Here is a 23,167-nt window from a genome sequence, read left to right as displayed (position 1 = left end):
GCGGTGTATCAGTCAGCATTACTTTGACTGACAATCCGCATTCGCGAGCAGGCTCGCTCCCACAAGGGTATTGCGTTTATTTGTCGAGTAAAGCCAGACGCTCACGAATCGAAGCTTCGATTCCCGCTTCGTCCAGCCCGCACTCGGCCAGCATCTGCGCCGGTTTGGCGTGCTCGACGTAAATGTCCGGCAAGCCCAGGTGCAGCATCGACTTGAGAATGTTCTCGCGCGCCAGGAACTCGCTGACCGCGCCACCGGCGCCGCCCATGATCGCGTTCTCCTCGATGGTCACCAGCAACTCGTGGCTGCCGGCAATCTCGCGTACCAACGCTTCATCCAGCGGCTTGACGAAGCGCATGTCGACCACGGTCGCATCCAGCTTCTCGGCGACTTTCAGCGCTTCGGTCAGTTGCACGCCGAACACCAGCAGGGCGACTTTGCTGCCCTGGCGGCGGACGATGCCCTTGCCGATTTCGATCGGCTCGAGATCCTTGTCGATGGCCGCGTTCGGGCCGGTGCCGCGCGGGTAGCGCACCGCCGCCGGGCCGTTGTACAGGTGGCCGGTGGTGAGCATTTTGCGCAATTCGTTTTCATCGCTCGGGGTCATGATGACCATGCCCGGAATGCAGCGCAGGTAAGACAGATCGAAGCTGCCGGCGTGGGTCGGGCCGTCTTCGCCCACCAGACCGGCGCGGTCGATGGCGAACAGCACGTCGAGGTTCTGCACCGCGACGTCATGCACCAACTGGTCGTAGCCGCGTTGCAGGAACGTCGAGTAGATCGCCACCACCGGTTTGGCGCCTTCGCAGGCCATGCCGGCGGCGAACGTCACCGCGTGCTGTTCGGCAATCGCCACGTCGAAGTAGCGCAGCGGGAAGCGTTCGCTGAACGCCACCAGGTCCGAGCCTTCCTTCATCGCCGGGGTGATCCCGACCAGACGCGGATCAGCTGTGGCCATGTCGCACAACCATTCGCCGAACACCGCCGAATACTTCGGTCCGCCGGCCTTTTTCGGCGCAGCGGCCGGGGCGTCGAGCGGTTCGAGCTTGGTAATCGCGTGGTAACCGATCGGGTCGACTTCCGCCGGGGCGAAGCCTTTGCCTTTCTTGGTGACGATGTGCAGAAACTGCGGGCCTTTCAGATCGCGCATGTTGCGCAGGGTGGCGATCAGGGTCGGCAGATCGTGGCCATCGATCGGGCCGATGTAGTTCCAGCCCAGCTCTTCGAACAGGGTGCCGGGAACCAGCATGCCTTTGGCGTATTCTTCGGTGCGACGGGCGATTTCCCAGGCGCCGGGCAGGCGCGACAGGACTTTCTTGCTGCCCTCGCGCATGCTCGCGTAGGTGCGGCTGGAAAGAATCTTCGCCAGATAATTGGACAGGCCACCGACGTTGCGCGAGATCGACATGTCGTTGTCGTTGAGGATCACCAGCATGTTGGCGTTGACTTCCGGCGCGTGGTTCAGCGCCTCGAAAGCCATGCCGGCGGTCAGCGCGCCGTCTCCAATCACCGCAATCGCCTTGCGATCGCTGTTTTGCAGGCGGGCGGCAATCGCCATACCCAGCGCTGCGCTGATCGAGGTGCTGGAGTGGCCGACGCCAAAGGTGTCGTACTCGCTCTCGGCGCGACGCGGGAAGGCGGCGATGCCGTCCTTCTGGCGCAGGGTTTCCATGCGCTGGCGGCGACCGGTGAGGATCTTGTGCGGATACGCCTGATGACCGACGTCCCACACCAACCGGTCATCCGGGGTGTCGAAGACGTAATGCAACGCGATGGTCAGCTCGATGACGCCCAGGCCGGCACCGAAATGCCCACCGGTCTGGCCGACCGTGTAGAGCAATTCCAGGCGCAACTCATCGGCCAGGGTTTCCAGCTCGGCTTCGCCTAACCGGCGCAGGCCGTCCGGCGTGTTCGCGCGGTCGAGCAGGGGCGTGGTCGGGCGCTTGCGGGGAATCTCATGAAACGTCGTGGGCATCAGGCGAATCGTTATAGGTATAAAAGATGCGGCAGTTTACCTGATGCATCGCCCCCTGCCCACGCGTTGGTCTTTTTTGGCAGGCTGGCGTTCAGTTGCGCCGCTCGACGATATACCGGGCCAGGTCGCGCAAAGGCTCGGCTGCCGCGTCAAACGGTCGCAGTGCGTGCAGGGCCTGATCGCGCAGTTCCAGAGCGTAGACCTTGGCCGCGTCCAGTCCCAGCAGGGCCGGGTAGGTCGGTTTGTCGCGGGCGATGTCGGCGCCCTGGCGTTTACCGAGGGTTTCGGTATCGCTTTCGACGTCGAGAATGTCGTCCTGCACCTGGAAGGCCAGACCGATGGCCTGTGCATAAGTCTGCAGGGCCTTGAGTTGATCCTGCTCGGCACGGCCGCTGGCCAGGGCGCCGAGCTTGACGCTGACTTCGATCAACGCGCCGGTCTTGTGCCGGTGCATTTGCTCCAGCGCTTGCTGATCCAGCTTCAGGCCGACCGAGCCGAGGTCGATGGCCTGACCGCCGACCATGCCTGCCGGGCCGGCCGCGTGCGCCAGCGCCGTGACCTGTTGCAGACGGATGTCAGCGTCCAGATCGCTCAGGCGCGGGTCGAGCAGGGCGCTGAACGCCAGGCTCTGCAAGCCGTCACCGGCGAGAATCGCGCAGGCTTCGTCGAATTTCTTGTGGGTGGTGGGCTGGCCGCGACGCAGATCGTCGTCGTCCATCGCCGGCAAATCGTCGTGAACCAGCGAATAAGCGTGGATCAGCTCAACTGCGCAGGCCGCGCCGTTGGCTTGTTCAGCCTTGCCGCCCAGCGCTTCGCACGCGGCGTAGGCCAGCAGCGGGCGCACGCGTTTACCGCCGATCATCACGCTGTAGTGCATCGCCTCATACAGGCGCGACAGCTCCGGCAGCGGAGCCTTGAAGAGGATTTCCAGTGCCGCATTGACCCGCGCCTGGCTGGTCGCCGAATACGCCGCAATCATTCTGGCTGTTCCGCGTCGAAGGGTTCCTCGGCGAGTTCGCCATCGCGCTCCAGCAGCACTTGCACCTTCTGCTCGGCCTGGGCCAGCGCTGCCTGGCAGTCACGGGTCAGACCGATGCCCTGCTCGAAAGCGGTCAGCGAGTCTTCCAGCGACAATTCACCGTTCTCCAGACGCTCGACCAGTGTTTGCAGGTCGGCGAGGGACTGTTCGAAATCCAGTGCAGCTTTTTTGCGGGCCATGGCGGCGATTTCCGGTTGACGTTAAACCGGCGCGACACTAGCAGATAGGGGGGTTATGGGCAAATGAGTGGGCCGACGGACAAGGGTGTCAGTCGGTCGAGTCACCCGGATATTGAATCTGATACCGAGTGCTCCGCCCCCCGCCCGGAAGACGTTGCAGGCAGCCTTTTTCCAGCAGTTCCGCCAGATGTCGGGTGGCCGTGGCTTTGGAAACCTTGGCCACACTCTGGTATTGCGCTGCACTGATACCGTGCTCGAAACCACGCTCACCACCGTCGAGCAAACGATTGAGCACTTTGATCTGCTCCGCCGACAGCCCGGATTCGCGGTGCGCCTGCCAGAAGCGTGATTTTCCCAACACACTTTCAATCCGCGCAATGGCCTGTTGCAGACTGCGCAGTAAGGTTTGCAGGAACCATGTGAGCCAGTCGGTAATGTCCAGCGTGGCTTTCTGACTGGATTCGAGAATCCGGTAATAGCCCGCACGATCATCGAGGATGCTGGCGGACATCGCATAAAAACGAATCGCCTGCGCTTCGCTCTGAGCCAGTGCCAGATCGGTAAGGGTGCGAGTCAGGCGTCCATTGCCGTCGTCGAACGGATGCAAGGTGACGAACCAGAAATGTGCGATGCCAGCTCGCAAGAATGGATCGAGGCCTGCCTGTTGCCGACTGGCGTCGAACCACTTGAGAAAACTGTCGAGTTGCCGCTCAAGGCCTTGTCGCGGTGGCGCCTCGAAGTGCACGGTCGGACGGTCGATTCGCCCTGAAACCACCTGCATCGGCTCATCGCCGCGTAATGCGCCGACATTGATTGCACGCGAAAGGAAACCACTCTCCTGTTCTGGAAACAGCCATGAATGCCATTCCAGCAATCGTTGCAGTGTCAGCGGTTCGGCAAAGCGTTGAGTGGCATCGAGCATCAGTTGCGCGAGCCCTTCGCTGCGCTTGCTGACGTTGTCGCCATCAGGCGATTCCAGCCCCAGGCGTCGTGCCAGTGAAGAACGCACGGATTCAACATTCAATTGTTCCCCCTCGATGGCCGAGGAGGTCACGATGTTTTGCAGCAACGCGTCCAGTTCAGTCTGAGCGCTCAATGAATTGCCCACTGATCCCGCCATGCCCATCAATTGTCCCTGCGCCTGAACGCATTCGCGCAACAGCGCAGTGAGACGCTCTGCCTGCCAGTTGAAGTCGGGCCAGTCGGGCTGCTGCCAGATCCAGTGAGTTGCCATGAAATGCCATTCCTGAGTGTGTGAGCCGAATAGAAACGCTATTCGGCTCATTTCGTGAGCCGAATATGACACCTATTCGGCTCATCGTCCACCCGAGGGCGTGATTCCTACCGCATTTCAAGATGTATCCGATTGTTAAAAAACTGCCGAATCGCTAATCTTCGCGCCTTCTACGACCCCATAGTCACGGGTCTTTCAGACGAAACGCAGTTTCCACCGCTGTGAAGTACCGAGGATCGGGTGCAAGGTTTCGTTCAGGCATGGCAGGAGGCATTACATGCGTTCATTTCTTTGGCTGCTGATCGGTTTGGCCTGCGCGCCTGCGCTGTGGGCGGCGCCGACTGCCGAGCTGTCTGAGCCATCCGGTGGCTGGCGTTACAACGGTCTGCTCGACCGCAGTGAAAACCCGCAAGTCGCCTATCCCACGCCGCCGATCGATCGCGGCATTCAGCGCAATCGCACGATGATTCAGGGCCAGCTCAAGGCCATCGGCAATCAGCGCGGGCCGCACACGCTGGCGGTCAACGGCAATCCATTGAATCTGTACACCGACGATGACGGGCGATTCGCCCGGCCCTATGCGTTCGGCGCCGGTTCCAACAGTGTCGAAGTGCGCAGCGCCGAGGGCCAGTCGCTCAAGCGTGTGCAGTTCTACGAAGCGAACAACCTGCGCACTCCGGCGAAAATCCGTGTGGTGCTGGGTTGGGACGATCCCAAGGCCGAACTCGACCTGCACATCATTACACCCGACGGCCAGCATGCGTTTTTCGCCCACACGGCGTTGACCAACGGTGGCGGTCTGGACCCGGATGGTGTCGATGGCCCCGGCCCGGAAATGTTCACCATGACCGCGCCGCTGCATGGCACCTATCTGGTTTACGTCAACTATTGGGGCAACTTCGGCAACGGCGGCTATAACTTCGAGGAGGCCAGCAATCAGAACGAGGTGATCACCTCGCAAATCACGCTGGTGCTCAACGAAAACACGGTCGACGAAAAACGCGAAACATTCATCGTGCCCCTGCGGGCGATCGGTGATCTGCTGCTGGTCAAGACTTTCAACTATTAAGCATCCCGCTCCACGGATGAACTTCGGGTTTTGTGAACATGAGTGATAACGCTGCTTCTCCGGCCGTCCCGACTCCTGCCGGCCAACCTTCCCGGCGCTGGCCGGCGCTACTGATCGGCCTGGTTCTGGTGGCCGGGGTGGCCGGTGGTCTTGGCTGGCTGCTGCACAAGCCCAAGGTGCCGGCGGCGGCACTGGCCAGCGACAAGCTCGGCCTGAGCAGGCCGGACGCGCTGCTGGAAACCCGCTCCCTGAGCCAGTTGCCCAAGGACCTGCTGACGGTGCCGTTTCTCAAGGCCACGCTCACCGAGGATTTCGTCTTCTATTACGAAACCCACGCCGACCGCCTGGGGTTGATCGGCAGCCTGCGGCGGATCATCTACGAACACGACCTGAAGCTGCAGGACAGCCTGATCGAACAGCTTTTCGATCAACCGGCCGATGTGGCGTTGTGGCGTGGCGCCGATGGCCGGCTCAAGGATTTCCTGCTGGTGATGGATCGCGGCGGATTGGCGAAACTGCTCGAACCGTTGGCGAAAGTGGCGCTGGACGATTCGCAACTCAGCGTCTTCGGCAGCCTCAAGGTCGGCAGCGACGAAGTGCCGCTGTACCAGCTCAGCTACAACGCCAGCAAATCGCTGCTGTTCGCGTCGCGCGGCGACAAACTGGTGGTGCTGTCCAACCCGAACAAGTATTACGACCCGGCCAGTGGCGAATCGGAAGAGTCCGGGCACGTCTCGCCACAAGCGCTGGCAGCGCTGCTCAGCGGCGACAAACTGTTCCCCGAGGCCTTCGGTCTGCCGGCCAAGGCGCCGGAGATCAAACAGCGTCTGTCGGTCAATTCCAGCGTCCTTGCGATGGGCTATCAGCGCTTCATCCCGAACTTCGCCGGGCTGCGTTTCGACATGGATGACAAGGGCTGGCACAGCTACCTCGCCATGGACGAACTGGATAATCAGCCGGACTTCGATTTCAAACCGGTGTGGCAAGCCATGCCGCTGGGCGCCAGTGCCTGCGTGACCTTTCCGGTAGCGGCCGAACCGCAGAAACCGCTGCTGGTGAAACTCGGCGCCGACGAAGCGGTGGCGCAGAAACTCACCGAACACGTGGCTGGCGCGGCGGGCCTGTGCTGGTACGCCGATTCGCGGTTGTACACGCCGTTGCTGGTTGCCAGCCTGAAGGACGAGGACAGCGGCAAGCTCGATGGCGACCTGGGCACGTTGTTCGGTTCGATGGTGGGCGCCTACGAGACGAATGTCGATGAACACGCATTCCCGGTGGTCGAGAAACAGGAAGGCCAGAGCCATGTCTGGCAGCGTCAGGTCAGCTCCAATTTCGGCCCGTACGCCGCCAAGACTGCCGAGAATCCGGATGCGATTAGCGGTAAAGCGTTCATGAAAGTCAGCCTCGCCCGTCACGGTTCGACGCTGCTGTTTTCCCTCGACGACAAACTGGTGGACAAGGCTCTCGGTACTCTCGACAAGCGCTTCCCGCCGATGGCCGACGTGCTGCCGAAAGATGTGCTGATGCCGATCTACTTCGGTCCGGATTCGATGGCGCAACTGATGCAGCAGGAAACCCTCGACAGCCTGCCGCAGGACATGGAGCCGGTGTTCTACAACGCCGCGCAAACCTACCTGATTCCGAAACTGCGCACCCTCGGCGGCTACGGCAAATACGCCCTGACCCTGCCGGAAGGCAGCGAGCCTGACGGCCACTGGCAATGGCTGCCGCTGGAGTGGAAAGCGCTGTGACGACACTGATCCGCAGCCTCGGCCTGCTCGCGCTACTGCTCAGCGCGGGCGCCCGAGCCGTCGAAACGCCGGCGCTGGATCCGGCGCAGTCCCAGGTGTTCCGCGCCTGGTTCGTGCGCATCGCTCAGGAACAACTGAGCCAGGGCCCGAGCCCGCGCTGGTATCAGCAGGACTGCGCAGGCCTTGTGCGTTTTGCCGCCAACGAAGCGCTGAAAGTCCACGACGACAAGTGGCTGCGCAGCAATGGCCTGTCCAATCGCTACCTGCCGCCGGAGCTGACGCTCAGCGATGAGCAGCGCAAGCTCGCCCAGCAATGGCAGCAGGGCGGCGGCAAGGTCGGGCCGTACGTCAACGCGATCAAACTGATTCAGTTCAACAGCCATCTGGTCAGCCGCGACGTGTCCCAGGCACGCCCCGGCGACCTGATGTTTTTCGATCAGGGCGACGACCAGCACCTGATGATCTGGATGGGCCGCTACATCGCCTATCACACCGGCACGACCACCCCCACTGACAACGGCATGCGTTCGGCAAGCCTGCAGCAACTCATGACATGGAAGGACACCCGATGGATACCCGACGCAGCCAACCCCAACTTCATCGGCGTCTATCGACTGAACTTTCTCTCCCAATGACCGGTGCCCGCATGCTGCGACTCTGCGCTCGAATTCCTCTGCTGCTGGCGCTGTTGCTGCCATTGGCGACCGTCAACGCTGAAGATTCGGTGGAGCCGAGCGGCTACACGCCGGTCCCCGGTGAAAGCTTCTTCCTGCTGGCCGACAGCAGTTTCGCCGCCGACGAACAGGCGATGGTTCGTCTCGAAGCGCCGGGCCGCGACTACCGCCGCTTTCGTATGGAACCCTATGGCGGCGCCGACATCCGCGTATACCACATCGACAAGCCGCTGGATTTCCTCAAACGTCAGAAGAACCTGCACCGCGTGGTCAGCGACGGTCAGTTCAAGGGCGAGGGCTTGTCCAACACCCTCGCGTACCTGTGGGACAACTGGTACCGCAAATCGCGGCGGGTGATGCAGCGCGCGTTCTCCTACGAGTCGCGCAAGCAGGTCACCGAGGAAGTGCCGGAGCTGAAGATGGGCACCGCCATCGCCGCGCCAACCCCGTACGACGCGCAGCCGCAATTCGCGCTGATTCCGGGTCTGCCGGTGGTCAGCCAGTTCCGTTATCCGCTGTGGCAAGCCAAACCGATCCAGCCGCCGGCCGGTGTCAATCTGGCCGGGTCTTCCAGCGAGTTCGTCAGCGTTGCGCCGGGTAACGTGTACATCCCGTTGGGCAACCTGAAGCCGGGCCTGTATCTGGTCGAAGCGCTGATCGGCAAGTATCGCGCGACCACCATGGTCTTCGTTTCCAACACCGTGGCGGTGAGCAAAATCGCCGGCGATGAATTGCTGGTCTGGGCCGCACGCAAACACCAAGGCAGTTCGGTGCCGAAGGTCAATGTGCTGTGGACTGACGGCCTCGGCGTGATGAGCAGCGGTGCCACTGATGCCGATGGTTTGCTGCGCCTGAAACACGTCAGCCCCGAGCGCTCGTTCGTGATCGGCGAGGACGAAGAGGGCGGGGTGTTCGTCTCGGAAAACTTCTATTACGACAGCGAAATCTACGACACCAAACTCTATGCGTTCACCGACCGACCGCTGTATCGCCCGGGGGATTGGGTGTCGCTGAAAATCGTCGGTCGCGAGTTCAAGAATGCGCGGGATTCGGTGCTGCCGGGCGCTGCTGACGTCAACGTCAGTGTGCTTGATGCCACCGGCACCGAGCTGCAACGCCTCGACCTGAAACTCGATTCCAGGGCTGGTACCCAGGGCCGGTTCCAGTTGCCGGACAACGCTGTGGCCGGTGGTTACGAGATCCGCTTCAACTACAAGGATCAGGCCTACAGCAGCGCCTTCCGCGTGGCCGAGTACATCAAGCCGCACTTCGAAATTTCGCTGAATCTGGCCAAGCAGGATTACCGCACCGGCGAGCCGGTGAAGGGCAGTCTGGTGCTGCTGTACCCGGACGGCAAACCGGTGGCCAACGCCAAACTGAGCCTGAGCCTGCGTGCCCAGCAACTGTCGATGGTCGACAACGAGTTGCAATACCTCGGGCAATTCCCGGTGGAGCTGACCAGCACCGAACTGACCACTGACAGCAAGGGCAACGCGACCCTCGACCTGCCGGCCGCCGACAAACCGAGCCGTTATATGCTCACCGTGTTTGCCAGCGATGGCGCGGCGTATCGGGTCAAGACCACCAAGGAAATCCTCATCGACCGTGGCGCCGCGAGCTTCCGCCTGAGCGCGCCGCAACGTTTCAGCGCAGTCAACGACAAAGTCGCGTTCAGCTACGCCAACGAGGGCGGCGGCGAGCAGAGCAAAGCCGTGACCCCGAGCAGCTACAGCTGGATGCGTCTGGAAGACCAGAGCACTGGCGAAGGCAAACTCGCGGCGACTGACAAAGGCTTTAGTCTGGCCTTTGAACGTCCGGGTACTTACAACCTGACGCTGAAAGATCAACACGGTCGCGTCCTCGGCGCCACCGGCCATTCGGTCACCGGCGACGGTGTCAAAGCGGTGCCGGGCACTGTGGAAATCGTCCTCGACAAGCCCGAGTACAAGGCCGGCGATGAAGCGCTGGCACTGATCACCTTCCCTGAGCCGGTCAGCGATGCACTGCTGTCGCTGGAGCGCGATAAGGTCGAGGCCACCGCGCTGCTGGCCAAGGGCGGCGACTGGCTGAAGCTGGAAAAACTCAGCGACACCCAATACCGCGCGCGGATTCCGGTGAAAGACAATTTCGCGCCGAACCTGACCTTCTCGGTGCTCTACACCAAGGGCGGGCAGTACAGCTTCCAGAACGCCGGGATCAAAGTGATTGCCCCGCAAATCGACGTGGCGATCAGCACCGACAAACAGGTGTATCTGCCGGGCGACACGGTGACCGTCGACCTGACTACGCAGTTCGCCGGTAAAGCAGTTCCGGCGCATCTGACGGTGAGTGTTGTCGATGAAATGGTCTACGCGCTGCAACCGGAAGTCGCGCCGACCATCGACCAGTTCTTCTACCACCCGCGTCGCAATAATGTGCGCACCAGCGCCAGCCTGTCGTTCATCAGTTACGACGTGGCGTTGCCGGGCAGCCCCGGCGCGCCGGGCAAGGCCAACCGCAGCGAACGTGGGGTGAAAGTGCTGGAGCGTCCGCGTCGTGAAGACGTCGACACCGCCGCGTGGCAGCCGGAATTGCTGACCGGTGCCGACGGCAAAACCCGCTTCACCTTCAAGATGCCGGACTCGCTGACCCGCTGGCGCATCACCGCCCGGGCCATCGCCGACGACGGCCAGGTCGGGCAGAAGAAGCAGTTCGTCCGTTCGGAAAAACCGCTGTACCTGAAGTGGAGCGGGCCGAGCAAATTCCGCAAGGGCGATCAGCCGCAACTCGGTGTGTTTGCCTTCAGCCAGGCCGAAAAACCGGTCAAGGCTGAGCTGGTCACCCATTACGCTGGCGCCGAACAACGCCTGCCGGTAACCCTGAACAACGGCATCAACTACGTGCCGCTGCCAGCGTTCGCCTTGGCGACCGGTGAGTGGACAGCGGAGCTGGTGCAGGATGGCAAAACCGCTGACGCCCTCGCCGTGCGCCTGAGCGCCACCGGTGACGGTTGGCAGGTGACGCAAACTCAGAGCCTCGACGTCGCCAGCGGCGATACCCCGTTGAGCCTGCCGGCCGACGCCACCGACATTCGTCTGCGTCTGGATGACAGTCCGCAAGCGCTGTTCCGTTCCGCCCTCGATGATTTGCTGAGCTACCCGTACGGCGGCGTCGAGCAGACCGCCAGCCGTTTGCTGCCGCTGAGCATCGCTTATCCGTCGCTGGCGTCGAGCCCGCAGATCCGCGATCGCCTGCGCCTGATCATGCAGAACAGCCGTCTGCGTCTGGTGCAAATGGCCGGGCCGTCGGCGAGCTTCACCTGGTGGGGCTTCGACGGCGAGCCGGACGCGTTCCTCAGCGCTTACGCCTACTACGCCGACTGGAACGCCAGTCAGGTGCTGGAACTGACCTTGCCACCGGAGCACTGGCAGCGAGTGCTGGAGGTCTACGCCAAGCAAGCGCCGAACACGCCGCTGCTGCAGCGGGCACTGATTCTGTCGTTCGCCAAGCAGATGCACCTGCCGGTGAATACCCTGCTCAGCGGTTTGATGGACGATCTGGCCAAGGCCGGTGAGGGCAATGCCGAAAACCTGATGGACGACGGCGAAGACAGCCTGGTGATGAGCGACCCGGATTCGGCGCTCGGTCTGGCGGCGGCGCGGGTGTTGACCGCGTCGCTGGCCACGCAGTCGAAAGTCGCGTTGCCGGAGGCATTCAACCGTCAGGTTGGCGCGGCGCAACAGCGTCTGGCGGTCAGTTCGCAGCCGTTTGCCGAAGCGCTGAACCTGTCGCTGCAACCGTTTGATCAGGCGCGGGCGACGGCGTTGTTGCAACGTCTGTTGCCACAGCAATCGACCCTCGAACGTGCGCTGGCGCTGAGCTGGTTGCAACGCAGCATCGCCCAGGCCTCGCCGACCATCGCGCTGATGCCGGGTGAAGGCTGGAAGAAAAACTACGGCGCCACCGGCGAGATGTACTGGACCTGGCAGGGTGCGACGCCGGTGCCGAGCGTGTTGTCGGTGTCCGGCACTCAGGAGCGTCCGTTGCGCGCGGCGCTGAGCTTCCAGACCCAGCAACCGGCCGTCGATCCAATGGCCGTGACCATCACCCGGCGCCTGTCGCGACTGGTGCCGGGCGATGAAGCGTTCACCTTCAAACTGGAGCCGGTCGGCAGCAAACCGCTCTCCAGTGACAGCCTGTATCTGGACGAAGTGATCCTCACCAGCAAGGCGCCGAAACCGCTGCGCTACGGCATGCTCGAAGTGCCGCTGCCACCGGGCGCCGACGTCGAGCGCACCACTTGGGGCATCAAGTTGCAGGGCAAGGACGGCACCGAGCCGACCGCGCTGGAAAAGGCGCGCTTCGAACCGGGGCAATTGGCCTACGCGGTGCCGGTGGATGCGCTGAGCGGCGAATTGCGTCTGCGCCATCTGGTGCGGTTCTCGCAGAAGGGCCAGTTCAACCTGCCGCCGGTGCGCTTCACTCAGGTCTATGCGCCGCAGCATCAGGCCCGGGAAGCGAAAGCCGCCCTCGGTCAGGTCACGGTCAACTGACATGAACCGGCCGCTGCTGTGGCTGTTGATGTGTGTGATGCCTGCGCTGGCGACGGCGCAGGATGAGCCGTTGCGGCTGGCGTACAAGGGCGAGTTGCTGTCGTTGAATCAGACGCAACTGATCGCTCGCGAACCGTTGCCGTCGACGCTGGAAACGCCGCTGGGCAGTCTGTGGAAATTGTTCGTCTATGCGTGGCTGGTGGATACCGGCGCGCGCGAGCCAGCGTATGAATGTCGCGGGCAGTCGAAGGAAGAGGTTTATTGCTGCTCGGCGGGCGGCAGGATCGAGCGTGATCAGGCGTTGGTCAAATCCTGCGGCTTGTACTTTGAGCCGGCGCGATTGGGCATCGCTGCTGCCGATTGGCGCACCTATTGGCAGGCGCGGCAGGCGCCGTCGTGGTTGCTGGATTTGCCGACCGTGCAACCGGCTACTCGGGTTTCCGTGACTGACTTGCTGAAGGTGTTGTCGGTGCTGCCAGCGCAGGAGCAGATGCGCCGCGTGTTGCTCGACGTCGTGCTGAATGCGGCGGACGGCAATGTCGTCGGTGAGCTGGGCGGGCGCTTGCGGGTGAAAACCTGGAGCTGGCTCGGCGATCAGGATCCGCAATCGCGGCAGGGCGGTTTCGCCGGTTGGACGGCGGACGGCTCGCCGATCTGGGCCGGTGGGCGTGGCACCAGTCAGATGGTTTTGCGTCATTACGGGCAGGCGTTGGCGATGGTGTTGCCTTCATCGTGGCCGGCGGAAGCGGGGCGTTGTGTAGAGGTCGGACTGTTCTCGCGCTATCCGCTGACGCGTGTTCTGGCAGGGGATCGGGTGGTGTCTTCCGGCCCGTTGCAAGGCGACTACCGCGTCGAGTTCGCCAACGGCAATGCGCTGGATATCCACAGCGCCAGCGAAATGTTTCTGCTCAACGACAAACTGGTCGCCAGACTTGATCGCGAAGAATACGTCGCCCGCGTCCTTGAGCGCGAAGCCAAACCTGAGCCCGCCGAAGCTGCCAAGGCACTGGCCGTGGCGATCCGCACCTATCTGTTGCAAAACGCCACGCGCAACGGCGATTGCCTGAGCATCGACGACAGCAGCAACCGCCAGCGCGTCGCCCCACGCCCAGCCTCCGCCGAGTCGCGCAACATCGCGGCGTGGACCGCGGATCTGGTGCTGGCCGGCAGCACCGTCACCTATCACTCCGATCAACCCGGCCCGGACAAACTCGCCTGGCAACAAGCCGTCGAACAGGCCAACGCCGGTCAACGCTACGACGCGATTCTGTTGCACGCCTATCCGCGCGCCAGCCTCAGCCGTTGGGACAACCCGGTGGCCTCCTGCGAAGCGTTGCCCGCCGCGCAAGACTGGCTGCAAAAGCAGCGCCGCGGCTGGCGTCCGACCCTGGAAAGCGAAACCGGCTACAACGAAGTCAGCACGTTCGCCGTGTGCAAACTGGCGTTCGGCCGCCCGTTTGTCGATCGCGAACGCCAGCGCATTTACGTGCGCGGCGTGCTGACGCTGCAGGATCGCCTCGACCTGACTCACGAATATCTGCACCTGGCCTTTGAAGCACATCCCAATGGCCAGGATGAAACCTACATCGAAGGGCTCGCCCGTCACCTCTTGCTGGAATAGACCATGACACTCCGTTATCCACAGGTCTTGCTGTTGCTCTGCGCGTTCAATGCATGGCCGATGGCAATGGCCGCTGACAGCGTCAAACTCGACACCCCGGTCGGCGGCTGGCGCACCGGCGCGCCCGAGGGCGAAGGCGAGAACTTCCGCCAGACCGTCAACTACCCGGCCTCCTCGGTCAACACCCCGGTCGGCCAGGCCAACACTGCCCGCATCAGCGGCGAGATCAAAGCCACCCCCAAGAGCAAGGATCCCGGCCGGCTGATCGTCAACGGTGTCAGCATGCCGCTGAAAATCGACGACAGTGGCCGCTTCGACCGCCCGTTCTCCTTCCCCAACGGCAGCAACAGCGTCGAAGTGCGCATCCCCGACGGCCAGCAACGCCACCGCACGCAATTCCTCAACACCAGCGGCGGCGCCACCCCGGCCAAACTGCGCGTGCTGCTCTCTTGGGACAGCGACGGCACCGACCTCGACCTGCACTTGATCACCCCCGACGGCGCGCACATCTGGTACGGCGACCGCGTCGCACCCAATGGCGCCGCACTCGACGTCGACGTCACCACCGGCTACGGCCCGGAAATCTTCGCCATGCCGGCACCGATCAAGGGCCAGTATCTGGTGTATGTGAACTACTTCGGCGGTGGTTATCGCGGTGATGATGAAGGCGGGGAAGAGGCGGTGCAGCCGCTGACCACGGCGCAGGTGACGGTGATTACCGAGGAAGGCACGCCAAGCGAGAAAATGGAGACGTTTGTGGTACCGATGCGGGCGGTGGGTGAACTGACGTTGGTGAAATCGTTCAGCTATCCCTGAGCAGCAGCCTGCTCAGGGTTGCACTAGAAACCGGGCGGAATGTAACCAGGCACGAACGGCACGTTGATGCACTTGCCGTGAATGATCTTTCCGTCTTCGATTCTGAACAGCACGATCTTTTTCGCCTTGTTGACGGTGGCTTCGAGTTTGCAGTCGGAACTGTGACCGACCGTCTCGTAGTACTCGGTGTAAACCATGCCGTTGCCGGTGTGATTCATTGAAGTGCCGGCCGCTTCCGTGGTGGTCCAGCTGGACGATTTGTACCAGGTGAGCACAGCCAGATTCTCGCCGTTGGCCCCGGTCTGTTTTTTCATCGAGTCGGGTTTGCCGAACAGATCGAGCGCTTCCTGCACATCGCGTCCTTCCCAGCGCGACTGGGCAATCAAGTGGCAACCATTGATCAGCAAAACAGCGGGCGTTATCAGCAGCGCCAATAACGTTTTAGTCCATGGGTTCATCGTGATTCCCGCCGCTTACTTGTTGCCCAGGATCGAGTCGAGGTTGTCCATCATCTGGCCTTTCTCCTGAATCGGCGCCAGTTTGAAGAACATCTGCTGCAGGCCCTGAATCATCTGCAAGTACTCCATCTTGCCCAGCGCGATCATGTCCTTTTTGGCAGGTGAGCAAACGAACTCGCTGGTGCGCTGCACCCAGAACTCTTTCGGCTGCTGCCATTGGTCATTAACTTTCAGGTTGCGCATCATGTAGGCGATGCGATCAACCGACTGGCCATTGAGCATTCGGACCTTGTTCGTCGAACACTGAACTTCGAGGTTGTAGGCATCGATCATCGGTTTGCCGGGTTCCTCATACACCAGCGTCACGGCGACCAACTTGGCCCCCTTGGTCTGCTTCGACGGCACGACTGAAGTGCTGTCGGCGACATACATGATGTTCTTGTGGGGAACGCCGTTGCCGTAAATGATCCACCAGTCACCGACGAGCTTCGGCTCGTCTGCCAAGGCTGAAGTGGCAGCGGTCAGGAGTGCGGTCAGCAGAACAGCGGAGTGATTGAGTTTGAAAAACATGGTGTTGCTCCATTCCTTGGCGCTTTTGTAATGCACAAAAACAGAATGGAAATTTAGTGGTGAGGTTGGTCGCGGGGCAATTAGGGCGGATGTGCTAATGGCTTATTGCGATGCCTGAGTGGCGGGCGCTGCCCGGTTTATCTTGCGAAAGGCTCAGGTATAAAGAAAGCAAGGTTTGCAATGGGAGCAGGTCAATTCCATGAGGTCCCATGAGGACTCAGTACCGTAATCCGGCCGGAGGATGAGGATAGAGACACTGGGATTTGCGCTTGGCGGGATTTAGCACTCTGGGTATTCGAAGTTACAGGTCATCCAGGCTTATCTTGACCCTTTGAGGAGCTACAAGGCGTTTGGTGACTGCAGCGATGAGAGCCTTATCCTCTACAAAATTCAATTCTGTTTTGAGCGGTGACTGATACTGATCAGCGAAGCGCTGCTTCAGATCGTCGTCAGTAGAGGGTTTAAAGAATGCCACGATGGAAAACCGTAATGAAGTTGTCGCTACGATAACAAGTGGGCCTTCCTAGAGGTAGGCCTGGGTTTCTTTCAGGCATTAAAAAGCCGGCTTGTGGCCGGCTTCTCGGGGACTGGCTTGGTTTATTTTTGGTAAACCGCGTCAGCCTTCAAAACGTACACCCGGATCTGCGTCCGGCTGTGGGACTTGGTCAGACGTTGGTCTGCCGCGTCAGGCGTCATCTGAGCCGCGGGAGCGGGTCGATGCGCAAATGTGGGGCGCAGGATACTGAGTTTTGTTGGGGATTCCCAGCCTCAACTGCGGAATAGAGCCACTGCGGCGGTCGATATTTGTAATTTGTACTGATTTTCGGGGCCTCTTCGCGAGCAGGCTCGCTCCCACAGGGTTTGGTGCAGGGTTGAAGATCCGTATCCGATCAGAGAAACGGTACCACCGGCCGGCGTTTGCCCAGGGTCGACCACCAGAATACCCAGCCCAGAATGTGTATCCGCTGCTCATCGATTTGTGCTGCGCGGAAGATTTCGTCCGGGTATTCGGCGCTGTTGTGGCTGCGCAGGCGCAGGGCGTTGCCGGGCATGCGGTGCAGGTATTTGATGCGCAGCATGCCGTCATGTTCGATCGCGTAGATTTCGCCGTCGACCACCTGGGTCAGGCCGCGGTCGATGCCGACGATGGAGCCGTCTTCGATGCGCTCGGCCATGCTGTTGCCGATCATGTGCGCGCAGATGGCGTCGCTTGGGCGGATTTCCAGTTGCGCAAGATGGGCGCGGGGCAGGCGGACGGTTTGCTCGGGGTCGAGGATGACGTGGGTTTTGTCGGCGCCGGCGCTGAGCGGTGTTTCCTTGAAAAACGGCAGTTCGATGTCGTTGGGGTTGATGATGGAATAGACGCCGTTGACGGACTGGGCGTCGAAGGTGTCGCCGCTGCTGGCAGGCGTTTGCAGGCGGGGTGACTCTTTGCTGCCTTCGCCGGTTTTCAGCCACTCGCTGTTGACCGAGAGCAGGCGTGAGACTTCCTCCATGCGATACGCCGGGACGCCCCGGGTGTACCAGTTATGAATGTTTTGGGCTTCCGTGCCCCAGAACTTTGCGAATCCCGTGGTGGTGATGTTCGCTGCTTCCAGGAGTGCCTTGAATCTTGGACCGCTAGTGTTCTTTCTCATAAACACCGAGTCTACGGCCGTGCCAGAGCGGTTTGAATAAACTGGCTGTTCAAAAAAAGCCTGTATTTTGCGACTGGATGTAAGACGTGCTTGTGGGAAATCACTCACTTCGAAACTTTTCTGTAGTCCGCAATAAACACACTGTTTAAAGCGGCGTTTTTCAGGCACAAAAAACCCCGGATCAACCGGGGTTTTCTTCAAGCGTCATCCAGCCAGCAGATGCTTAGCCCTTGTAGGCAGCAACCGACTTGGTGATCGCGTCGCGAGCGGCGTCAGCGCCAGCCCAGCCTTCGATCTTGACCCACTTGCCTTTTTCGAGATCTTTGTAGTTCGCGAAGAAGTGCTCGATCTGCTGGATCAGCAGCGGTGGCAGGTCGGTGTATTCCTTCACGTCGACGTACAGCTGGGACAGCTTGTCGTGTGGGACTGCGATGACTTTGGCATCGCCGCCGCCGTCGTCGGTCATGTTCAGGATGCCGACTGGACGCGCGCGGATCACCGAGCCTGGAGCAACCGGGTAAGGGGTCACAACCAGCACGTCGAGGGGATCACCGTCGTCAGCCAGGGTGTTCGGGATGTAACCGTAGTTGGCCGGGTAGAACATTGGGGTGGCCATGAAACGGTCAACGAACAGGCAATCGCTGTCTTTGTCGATTTCGTATTTGATCGGCGCGTGGTTGGCCGGGATCTCGATCGCGACGTAGATGTCGTTCGGCAGGTCTTTGCCAGCCGGAATCTTGCTGTAGCTCATTGGGCGTTGCCCCCGTAGTTGACCAAAAACACTTGGCCGGATTGACCAAAAAGTGGCGGCGATTATAGGCATATTCCTACGCCGACGCCACGTACCAGAAGTCGTGCAGCGCTTACGCGTGCGCCTGATAGACCGGGTCTGTGGCCTGAAGTTGCCGCAGCCTGCCCAACGGATCCTGCCGGTAGAAAAGCTGCAGTTGCAAGTAGACCTGTGGATAAGCCGCGTGCAGCAGATCCGGAGCGCTGAAGAAGTATTCGCTGGTGACCGCAAAGAACTCCGCCGGGTTTTCTGCGGCGTACGGGTCGATGGCGGTTTCGGCGTCGGGGTTGCGGTCGAGCTGGCGGTTGAGGTCATCGTAGGCGTGTTGCATGACCTCGGCCCAGTCGCTGACGCGCATGTCGGCGTGCAGCGGCGGCAGGCCGTTGGCGTCGCCGTTGAGCATGTCGAGTTTGTGCGCCAGTTCGTGAATCACCAGGTTGTAGCCTTCCCAGCCACCACTGGCCATCACCCCCGGCCAGGCGAGGATGATCGGCCCCTGTTGCCAGGCTTCACCGCTGTGCTCGCCGTCCCACTCGTGCTCGACGCCGCTGGCATCGCGATGCCGTTGCGGGCTGAGGAAGTCGTAGGGGTAGAGGACGATTTCGTGGAAACCCTGATACCAGTTCAAATCGCCCAGATTGAGCAACGGCAACTGGGCCTGGGCGGCGAGCAGCAGGCGTTGTTCCTGATGCAGTTCGACACCGGGCAGGGCGGTCAGGTGTTTTTCTTCGAGGAACAGCACGCTGGCTTCACGCAACCATTGGTCTTCGGCGGCGCTGATGCCGTCGAGAAAGCTCAGGTGATGGCGCACCCGTTGCCAGAGGTCGTCGGCAATCGGGTGCCTGGCCAGAATGCGCCGGCGACGCCAGGCGCTCAGTGACCACATCGGATCAGTGGGTTTCGGCTTTGGAGCTGGAGCCGCCGAAACGGCTGCGCACCACGCCGATGATCATCGGAATCAGCGACAGCAGAATGATGCCGACCACCAGCAGCGACAGGTTCTTCTTGATGAACGGCACGTTGCCGAAGAAGTAACCCAGAGTGACCAGGCCACCGACCCAGAGGATGGTGCCGAATACGCTGAACGCGAAAAAGCGCGGGTAGGGCATTTTCCCGACGCCGGCGACGAACGGGGCAAAGGTACGGATGATCGGCAGGAAACGCGCCAGGGTCACGGTTTTGCCGCCGTGCTTGTCGTAGAAATCGTGGGTTTTTTGCAGGTAATCGCGACGGAAGATTTTCGAATTCGGGTTGCTGAACAGTTTTTCGCCCGCCGTTCGTCCGATCACGTAGTTGGTGCTGTCGCCGAGGATCGCCGCGAGCATCAACAGACCGCCCAACAGGACTGGGTCCATGCCACCGCCCGCCGCCACCGCTCCGGCGATGAACAACAGCGAATCACCCGGCAGGAACGGCATCACCACCAGACCGGTTTCACAGAAGATGACAGCGAACAGAATCGCGTAGATCCACGGCCCGTAGTTGGTGACCAGCAAATCGAGGTACACATCGAGATGCAGGATAAGGTCGAGCGGGTTGAAATCCATGGGGGCACCTGTGGTGACGGCCCAACTCGGCAGGCCTGTGCGGATGATTCGGGTGTAAGCCTACAGCGGGGTGTAGTTTTTCTTACAAGCCGGAAAGCTCGGGATTATACGGTCTGAGAGGTGAAAAGCGCGTTGGTTTTGTAGCGAGGGATGTCGGGGTGTGAACAAATGTCAGGCAGGCATTGATGGTTGCGGCAAGGTGGGTGTGGCGAGGGAGCTTGCTCCCGCTGGAGGGCGGAGCACTCCCAAGCCTTGATTTGCCTGACCTGTTGAGATGACTGAGGTGGGGCCGCTTCGCAGCCCGGCGGGAGCAAGCTCCCTCGCCACAACAGGCCCTTGATGAGCGCTAGAGCTCGTCACTGATCGGCAGCACGTAGTTCTTGAACTCGGTGTCTTCCTTGAATCCGATGGATTCGTAGGTTTTCTGCGCCACCTCGTTGTTGCTGCTGGTGGAAACGCGCATGCGCACGGCCTGGGTTTCCTTGGCCATTTTCTTCGCGGTGCGGATCAGGTTATCGGCCACCAGTTGGCGGCGGGCGTCTTCGGCGACATAGATGTCGTTGAGGATCCACACGCGCTTGAGCGACAGCGAGGAAAAGCTTGGATACAGCTGGCAGAAACCCATGAGCTTCTTGTCGTCATCATCGGCCAGGGCCAGATAAATCACCGATTCCTTGCGGCGCAGGCGTTTTTCGAGAAACGCGCGGGAGGAATCCGGGTAGGGCAGGGAACCGTAGAACTCGCGATATTTGACGAACAACGGGGTCAGCAAATCCAGGTGTTCGAGGGTCGCTTGAATAATCCGCATGATAGGTCTCGTCTTCAAGTGGCTGTCTTCAACTGCTCTGACGGCGATGGGAAACCCTGCGGCCGTGCATCGATCCTGCCTGAAAGCAGCGCAGAAACGCAATGCGGAAACGGTTCAGGTTGTGGGCGGATCAAGCAGGAAGTTTCCCTTCATGTCCGCACCGGCGTCCGACTCCAGCGTCTGCACCTGTGCTTCGTCCTTCAGATTGACCCCCGACAGCTGCCGCCGGCAGGCTTCGCGCATCAGATACAGCAAGCGATGCGCAGCCATGCCGTAGCTCAAGCCCTCAAGCCGCACGTTGGAGATGCAATTGCGGTAGGCATCGGTCAGCCCGACTTTTGGATTGTAGGTGAAATATAAACCGAGGCTGTCGGGCGAGCTGAGGCCCGGACGCTCTCCGATCAGCATCACGACCATTTTTGCACCCAGCAACTGACCGATCTCGTCACCGATGGCGACGCGGCCCTGTTCCACCAGCACTACCGGGGCAAGCGACCAGCCGTCGGCGCTCATCTGCTCCTCCAGGCGGGTCAGAAACGGCAGGGTATGCCGATGCACCGCCAGTGCCGACAGGCCGTCCGCCACCACAATCGCCAGATCGACCCCGCCGGGGTTGGCCTGCGCGTAATCCCGCAGGCTCTGCGCCGAGGTGTCGCTGAGCTTGCGCCCCAGATCCGGGCGTTGCAGGTAGCTGTTGCGATCAGTCGCGGCGCTGTGCAGCAACAAACTGTCACGCCCGCGTTCGCTCAATTGCGCGCTGAGCCCGGCATGATCGAACGGCAGATGCACCGCATCCCGCGCTTGGGCGTGGGCGAACTGGAAATCCAGTTGGGCGCTGGTCGGCAGGCTGGTGCCGGTGCGGCCGAGGGCGATGCGCGCCGGGGTCAGGCGGCGCAGTTCCAGCCATGGGTTTTGCGGGTCGACAGGCGGTTTTTCCATCACACTCATCCCAGTTGCGCCAGCGCCTGGCGGAAGGCCGGCGGGAGGTTGTTGCCAAAGCGAACCTTGCCGTCCGCCTGGGTGAAGATGCCCATGTTCGCCAGCCATTGCTCGAATTCCGGCGCCGGTTTCAGGCCCAGGGTCTGGCGCGCGTAGAGCGCGTCGTGAAACGAGGTGGTCTGGTAGTTGAGCATGATGTCGTCGGAGCCGGGGATGCCCATGATGAAGTTGATTCCGGCCACACCGAGCAGGGTCAGCAGGGTGTCCATGTCGTCCTGATCGGCTTCGGCATGGTTGGTGTAGCAGATGTCGCAGCCCATCGGCACGCCGAGCAACTTGCCGCAGAAATGGTCTTCGAGGCCGGCGCGGATGATCTGTTTGCCGTTATAGAGGTATTCCGGGCCGATGAAGCCGACCACGGTATTCACCAGAAACGGCTTGAAATGCCGCGCCACGGCGTAGGCCCGGGTTTCGCAGGTCTGCTGGTCGACACCGTGGTGGGCGTTGGCCGACAGCGCGCTGCCCTGACCGGTCTCGAAATACATCAGGTTCTGCCCCAGAGTGCCGCGCTTCAGGCTCAGCCCCGCGTCATAGCCTTCCTGCAATACGTTGAGGTTGATGCCGAAACTGGCGTTGGCTGCTTCGCTGCCGGCAATCGACTGGAACACCAGGTCCAGCGGCACGCCACGGTTGATCGCCTCGATCGAGGTGGTGACGTGGGTCAGCACGCAGGCCTGGGTCGGGATGTCATAGCGCTGGATGATCGCGTCGAGCATTTCCAGCATCGCGCAGATCGAGGCGATGCTGTCGGTGGCCGGGTTGATGCCGATCATCGCGTCGCCATTGCCGTACAGCAGGCCGTCGAGAATGCTCGCGGCGATGCCGGACGGTTCGTCGGTCGGATGGTTCGGTTGCAGCCGGGTCGACAAGCGCCCGCGCAGGCCGAGGGTGCCGCGAAATTTTGTGACCACGCGGATCTTCTGCGCCACCAGCACCAGATCCTGCACGCGCATGATCTTCGACACGGCGGCGACCATTTCCGGGGTCAGGCCGGGGGCGAGGGCGCGCAGGCTGGTTTCGTCCGCCGCGTCGCTGAGCAGCCAGTCGCGGAAACCACCGACGGTGAGGTGGCTGACCACGGCAAAGGCTTGTTTGTCGTGGGTGTCGATGATCAGTCGGGTGACTTCATCGGTCTCGTAAGGAATCAGCGCTTCCTGCAAAAAATGCGTGAGCGGGATATCGGCCAGCGCCATTTGTGCCGCCACGCGTTCGCCGTCATTGAGCGCGGCAACGCCGGCCAGAAAGTCACCGGAGCGCGCCGGGCTGGCCTTGGCCATGACGTCCTTGAGGCTGTCGAAGCGGTAGGTCTGGGCGCCGACGGAATGGGCAAATGCGGCCATGGGGCGGTGTCCTCCTGATTCTGTGGGTAACTCGGTCTCCCTGTGGGGGAGGGGTTCGTCGCGGGAGGGGGGGGGTGGGGGACCACCGTTGTGGGTGGGAACGCGCCCCCCCCGGGCAGACCCCCCCC

19 protein-coding genes are annotated in these 23,167 nt (G+C 61.5%); 6 read left to right on the top strand and 13 right to left on the bottom strand.

The features are described 5' to 3' along the window. Positions 1 to 76: 76 nt before the first annotated feature. The 4 genes from dxs to LVD08_RS18815 all read right to left on the bottom strand — a co-directional run bounded on the left by dxs (position 77) and on the right by LVD08_RS18815 (position 4,427). Positions 77 to 1,975, bottom strand: a complete 1,899-nt coding sequence (dxs, locus tag LVD08_RS18830) for a 1-deoxy-D-xylulose-5-phosphate synthase (RefSeq protein WP_247268913.1) — start codon at positions 1,973 to 1,975, stop codon at positions 77 to 79. A gap of 91 nt (positions 1,976 to 2,066) precedes the next feature. Beyond that, entirely contained in the window at positions 2,067 to 2,954 is an 888-nt protein-coding gene (gene ispA / locus LVD08_RS18825) for a (2E,6E)-farnesyl diphosphate synthase (RefSeq protein ID WP_247268912.1), read from the bottom strand. After that, positions 2,951 to 3,193, bottom strand: coding sequence for an exodeoxyribonuclease VII small subunit (locus LVD08_RS18820; protein ID WP_003228627.1), 243 nt, complete (start codon positions 3,191 to 3,193; stop codon positions 2,951 to 2,953). Before LVD08_RS18820 ends, ispA begins: the two co-directional genes overlap by 4 nt. An 88-nt stretch (positions 3,194 to 3,281) precedes the next feature. Continuing rightward, positions 3,282 to 4,427, bottom strand: coding sequence for a Fic family protein (locus LVD08_RS18815; RefSeq protein WP_027612924.1), 1,146 nt, complete (start codon positions 4,425 to 4,427; stop codon positions 3,282 to 3,284). Positions 4,428 to 4,704: 277 nt separating this feature from the next. Between LVD08_RS18815 and LVD08_RS18810 the strand changes: the two genes are divergently transcribed. Genes LVD08_RS18810 through LVD08_RS18785 form a run of 6 tightly spaced genes read left to right on the top strand, consistent with a single transcriptional unit; the run spans position 4,705 to position 14,890 of the window. Further along, on the top strand, positions 4,705 to 5,496 hold the full coding sequence (locus LVD08_RS18810) for a YfaP family protein (protein WP_247268911.1): 792 nt from the start codon (positions 4,705 to 4,707) through the stop codon (positions 5,494 to 5,496). A gap of 38 nt (positions 5,497 to 5,534) precedes the next feature. After that, complete coding sequence (locus LVD08_RS18805; RefSeq protein WP_247268910.1) at positions 5,535 to 7,247, top strand: DUF2138 domain-containing protein; 1,713 nt, start codon at positions 5,535 to 5,537, stop codon at positions 7,245 to 7,247. Next, a complete protein-coding gene (locus tag LVD08_RS18800) occupies positions 7,217 to 7,882 on the top strand; it encodes a DUF1175 domain-containing protein (protein ID WP_045121987.1) in 666 nt (221 codons plus the stop codon). Before LVD08_RS18805 ends, LVD08_RS18800 begins: the two co-directional genes overlap by 31 nt. Then, a complete protein-coding gene (locus LVD08_RS18795; protein ID WP_247268909.1) occupies positions 7,879 to 12,453 on the top strand; it encodes an alpha-2-macroglobulin family protein in 4,575 nt (1,524 codons plus the stop codon). The genes LVD08_RS18800 and LVD08_RS18795 overlap by 4 nt, the downstream gene beginning before the upstream one ends. Before the next feature lies 1 nt (position 12,454). Next, positions 12,455 to 14,074, top strand: coding sequence for a DUF2300 domain-containing protein (locus tag LVD08_RS18790; protein ID WP_247268908.1), 1,620 nt, complete (start codon positions 12,455 to 12,457; stop codon positions 14,072 to 14,074). Positions 14,075 to 14,077: 3 nt separating this feature from the next. Continuing rightward, positions 14,078 to 14,890: a YfaP family protein gene (locus tag LVD08_RS18785; RefSeq protein WP_247268907.1), complete on the top strand. Its 813-nt coding sequence runs from the start codon at positions 14,078 to 14,080 to the stop codon at positions 14,888 to 14,890. A 23-nt stretch (positions 14,891 to 14,913) separates the two neighbouring features. On the opposite strand, the gene LVD08_RS18780 is transcribed toward LVD08_RS18785, so the two are convergent. From LVD08_RS18780 to LVD08_RS18740, 9 genes are all read right to left on the bottom strand, one after another. Then, positions 14,914 to 15,348 (bottom strand): hypothetical protein, encoded by a 435-nt coding sequence (locus LVD08_RS18780; protein WP_027612917.1) that lies wholly within the window; start codon positions 15,346 to 15,348, stop codon positions 14,914 to 14,916. Positions 15,349 to 15,363: 15 nt separating this feature from the next. After that, positions 15,364 to 15,918 (bottom strand): hypothetical protein, encoded by a 555-nt coding sequence (locus LVD08_RS18775; RefSeq protein WP_247268906.1) that lies wholly within the window; start codon positions 15,916 to 15,918, stop codon positions 15,364 to 15,366. A gap of 890 nt (positions 15,919 to 16,808) precedes the next feature. Next, the gene (locus LVD08_RS18770; RefSeq protein ID WP_247268905.1) at positions 16,809 to 17,555 is read right to left on the bottom strand and encodes a S24 family peptidase; all 747 of its coding nucleotides are present in this window, start codon (positions 17,553 to 17,555) and stop codon (positions 16,809 to 16,811) included. 223 nt (positions 17,556 to 17,778) lie between these two features. Continuing rightward, on the bottom strand, positions 17,779 to 18,306 hold the full coding sequence (gene ppa / locus LVD08_RS18765; RefSeq protein ID WP_008052339.1) for an inorganic diphosphatase: 528 nt from the start codon (positions 18,304 to 18,306) through the stop codon (positions 17,779 to 17,781). A 112-nt stretch (positions 18,307 to 18,418) separates the two neighbouring features. After that, a complete protein-coding gene (locus tag LVD08_RS18760; RefSeq protein ID WP_247268904.1) occupies positions 18,419 to 19,231 on the bottom strand; it encodes a M90 family metallopeptidase in 813 nt (270 codons plus the stop codon). Positions 19,232 to 19,235: 4 nt separating this feature from the next. Beyond that, a complete protein-coding gene (locus LVD08_RS18755; RefSeq protein ID WP_247268903.1) occupies positions 19,236 to 19,892 on the bottom strand; it encodes a DedA family protein in 657 nt (218 codons plus the stop codon). Between the two features lie 346 nt (positions 19,893 to 20,238). Then, positions 20,239 to 20,700, bottom strand: a complete 462-nt coding sequence (locus LVD08_RS18750) for a GNAT family N-acetyltransferase (protein ID WP_003228592.1) — start codon at positions 20,698 to 20,700, stop codon at positions 20,239 to 20,241. A 114-nt stretch (positions 20,701 to 20,814) separates the two neighbouring features. Beyond that, positions 20,815 to 21,639 carry an ethanolamine ammonia-lyase subunit EutC gene (gene eutC / locus LVD08_RS18745; RefSeq protein ID WP_247268902.1) on the bottom strand — a complete coding sequence of 275 codons (825 nt, stop codon included), beginning with the start codon at positions 21,637 to 21,639 and terminating at the stop codon, positions 20,815 to 20,817. Positions 21,640 to 21,644: 5 nt separating this feature from the next. Then, a complete protein-coding gene (locus LVD08_RS18740; RefSeq protein WP_247268901.1) occupies positions 21,645 to 23,039 on the bottom strand; it encodes an ethanolamine ammonia-lyase subunit EutB in 1,395 nt (464 codons plus the stop codon). Between the last annotated feature and the right edge of the window lie 128 nt (positions 23,040 to 23,167).

Source organism: Pseudomonas sp. YL2 (assembly GCF_023063025.1).
GTDB lineage: Bacteria > Pseudomonadota > Gammaproteobacteria > Pseudomonadales > Pseudomonadaceae > Aquipseudomonas > Aquipseudomonas putida_A.
This window is presented reverse-complemented; position numbering and strand designations above follow the sequence as displayed.

Coding starts and splice junctions, on each gene's coding strand:
- dxs (WP_247268913.1), bottom strand. CDS start 1,975: ATGCCCACGACGTTTCATGAGATTCCCCGCAAGCGCCCGACCACGCCC.
- ispA (WP_247268912.1), bottom strand. CDS start 2,954: ATGATTGCGGCGTATTCGGCGACCAGCCAGGCGCGGGTCAATGCGGCA.
- LVD08_RS18820 (WP_003228627.1), bottom strand. CDS start 3,193: ATGGCCCGCAAAAAAGCTGCACTGGATTTCGAACAGTCCCTCGCCGAC.
- LVD08_RS18815 (WP_027612924.1), bottom strand. CDS start 4,427: ATGGCAACTCACTGGATCTGGCAGCAGCCCGACTGGCCCGACTTCAAC.
- LVD08_RS18810 (WP_247268911.1), top strand. CDS start 4,705: ATGCGTTCATTTCTTTGGCTGCTGATCGGTTTGGCCTGCGCGCCTGCG.
- LVD08_RS18805 (WP_247268910.1), top strand. CDS start 5,535: ATGAGTGATAACGCTGCTTCTCCGGCCGTCCCGACTCCTGCCGGCCAA.
- LVD08_RS18800 (WP_045121987.1), top strand. CDS start 7,217: ATGGCTGCCGCTGGAGTGGAAAGCGCTGTGACGACACTGATCCGCAGC.
- LVD08_RS18795 (WP_247268909.1), top strand. CDS start 7,879: ATGACCGGTGCCCGCATGCTGCGACTCTGCGCTCGAATTCCTCTGCTG.
- LVD08_RS18790 (WP_247268908.1), top strand. CDS start 12,455: ATGAACCGGCCGCTGCTGTGGCTGTTGATGTGTGTGATGCCTGCGCTG.
- LVD08_RS18785 (WP_247268907.1), top strand. CDS start 14,078: ATGACACTCCGTTATCCACAGGTCTTGCTGTTGCTCTGCGCGTTCAAT.
- LVD08_RS18780 (WP_027612917.1), bottom strand. CDS start 15,348: ATGAACCCATGGACTAAAACGTTATTGGCGCTGCTGATAACGCCCGCT.
- LVD08_RS18775 (WP_247268906.1), bottom strand. CDS start 15,918: ATGTTTTTCAAACTCAATCACTCCGCTGTTCTGCTGACCGCACTCCTG.
- LVD08_RS18770 (WP_247268905.1), bottom strand. CDS start 17,555: ATGAGAAAGAACACTAGCGGTCCAAGATTCAAGGCACTCCTGGAAGCA.
- ppa (WP_008052339.1), bottom strand. CDS start 18,306: ATGAGCTACAGCAAGATTCCGGCTGGCAAAGACCTGCCGAACGACATC.
- LVD08_RS18760 (WP_247268904.1), bottom strand. CDS start 19,231: ATGTGGTCACTGAGCGCCTGGCGTCGCCGGCGCATTCTGGCCAGGCAC.
- LVD08_RS18755 (WP_247268903.1), bottom strand. CDS start 19,892: ATGGATTTCAACCCGCTCGACCTTATCCTGCATCTCGATGTGTACCTC.
- LVD08_RS18750 (WP_003228592.1), bottom strand. CDS start 20,700: ATGCGGATTATTCAAGCGACCCTCGAACACCTGGATTTGCTGACCCCG.
- eutC (WP_247268902.1), bottom strand. CDS start 21,639: ATGGAAAAACCGCCTGTCGACCCGCAAAACCCATGGCTGGAACTGCGC.
- LVD08_RS18740 (WP_247268901.1), bottom strand. CDS start 23,039: ATGGCCGCATTTGCCCATTCCGTCGGCGCCCAGACCTACCGCTTCGAC.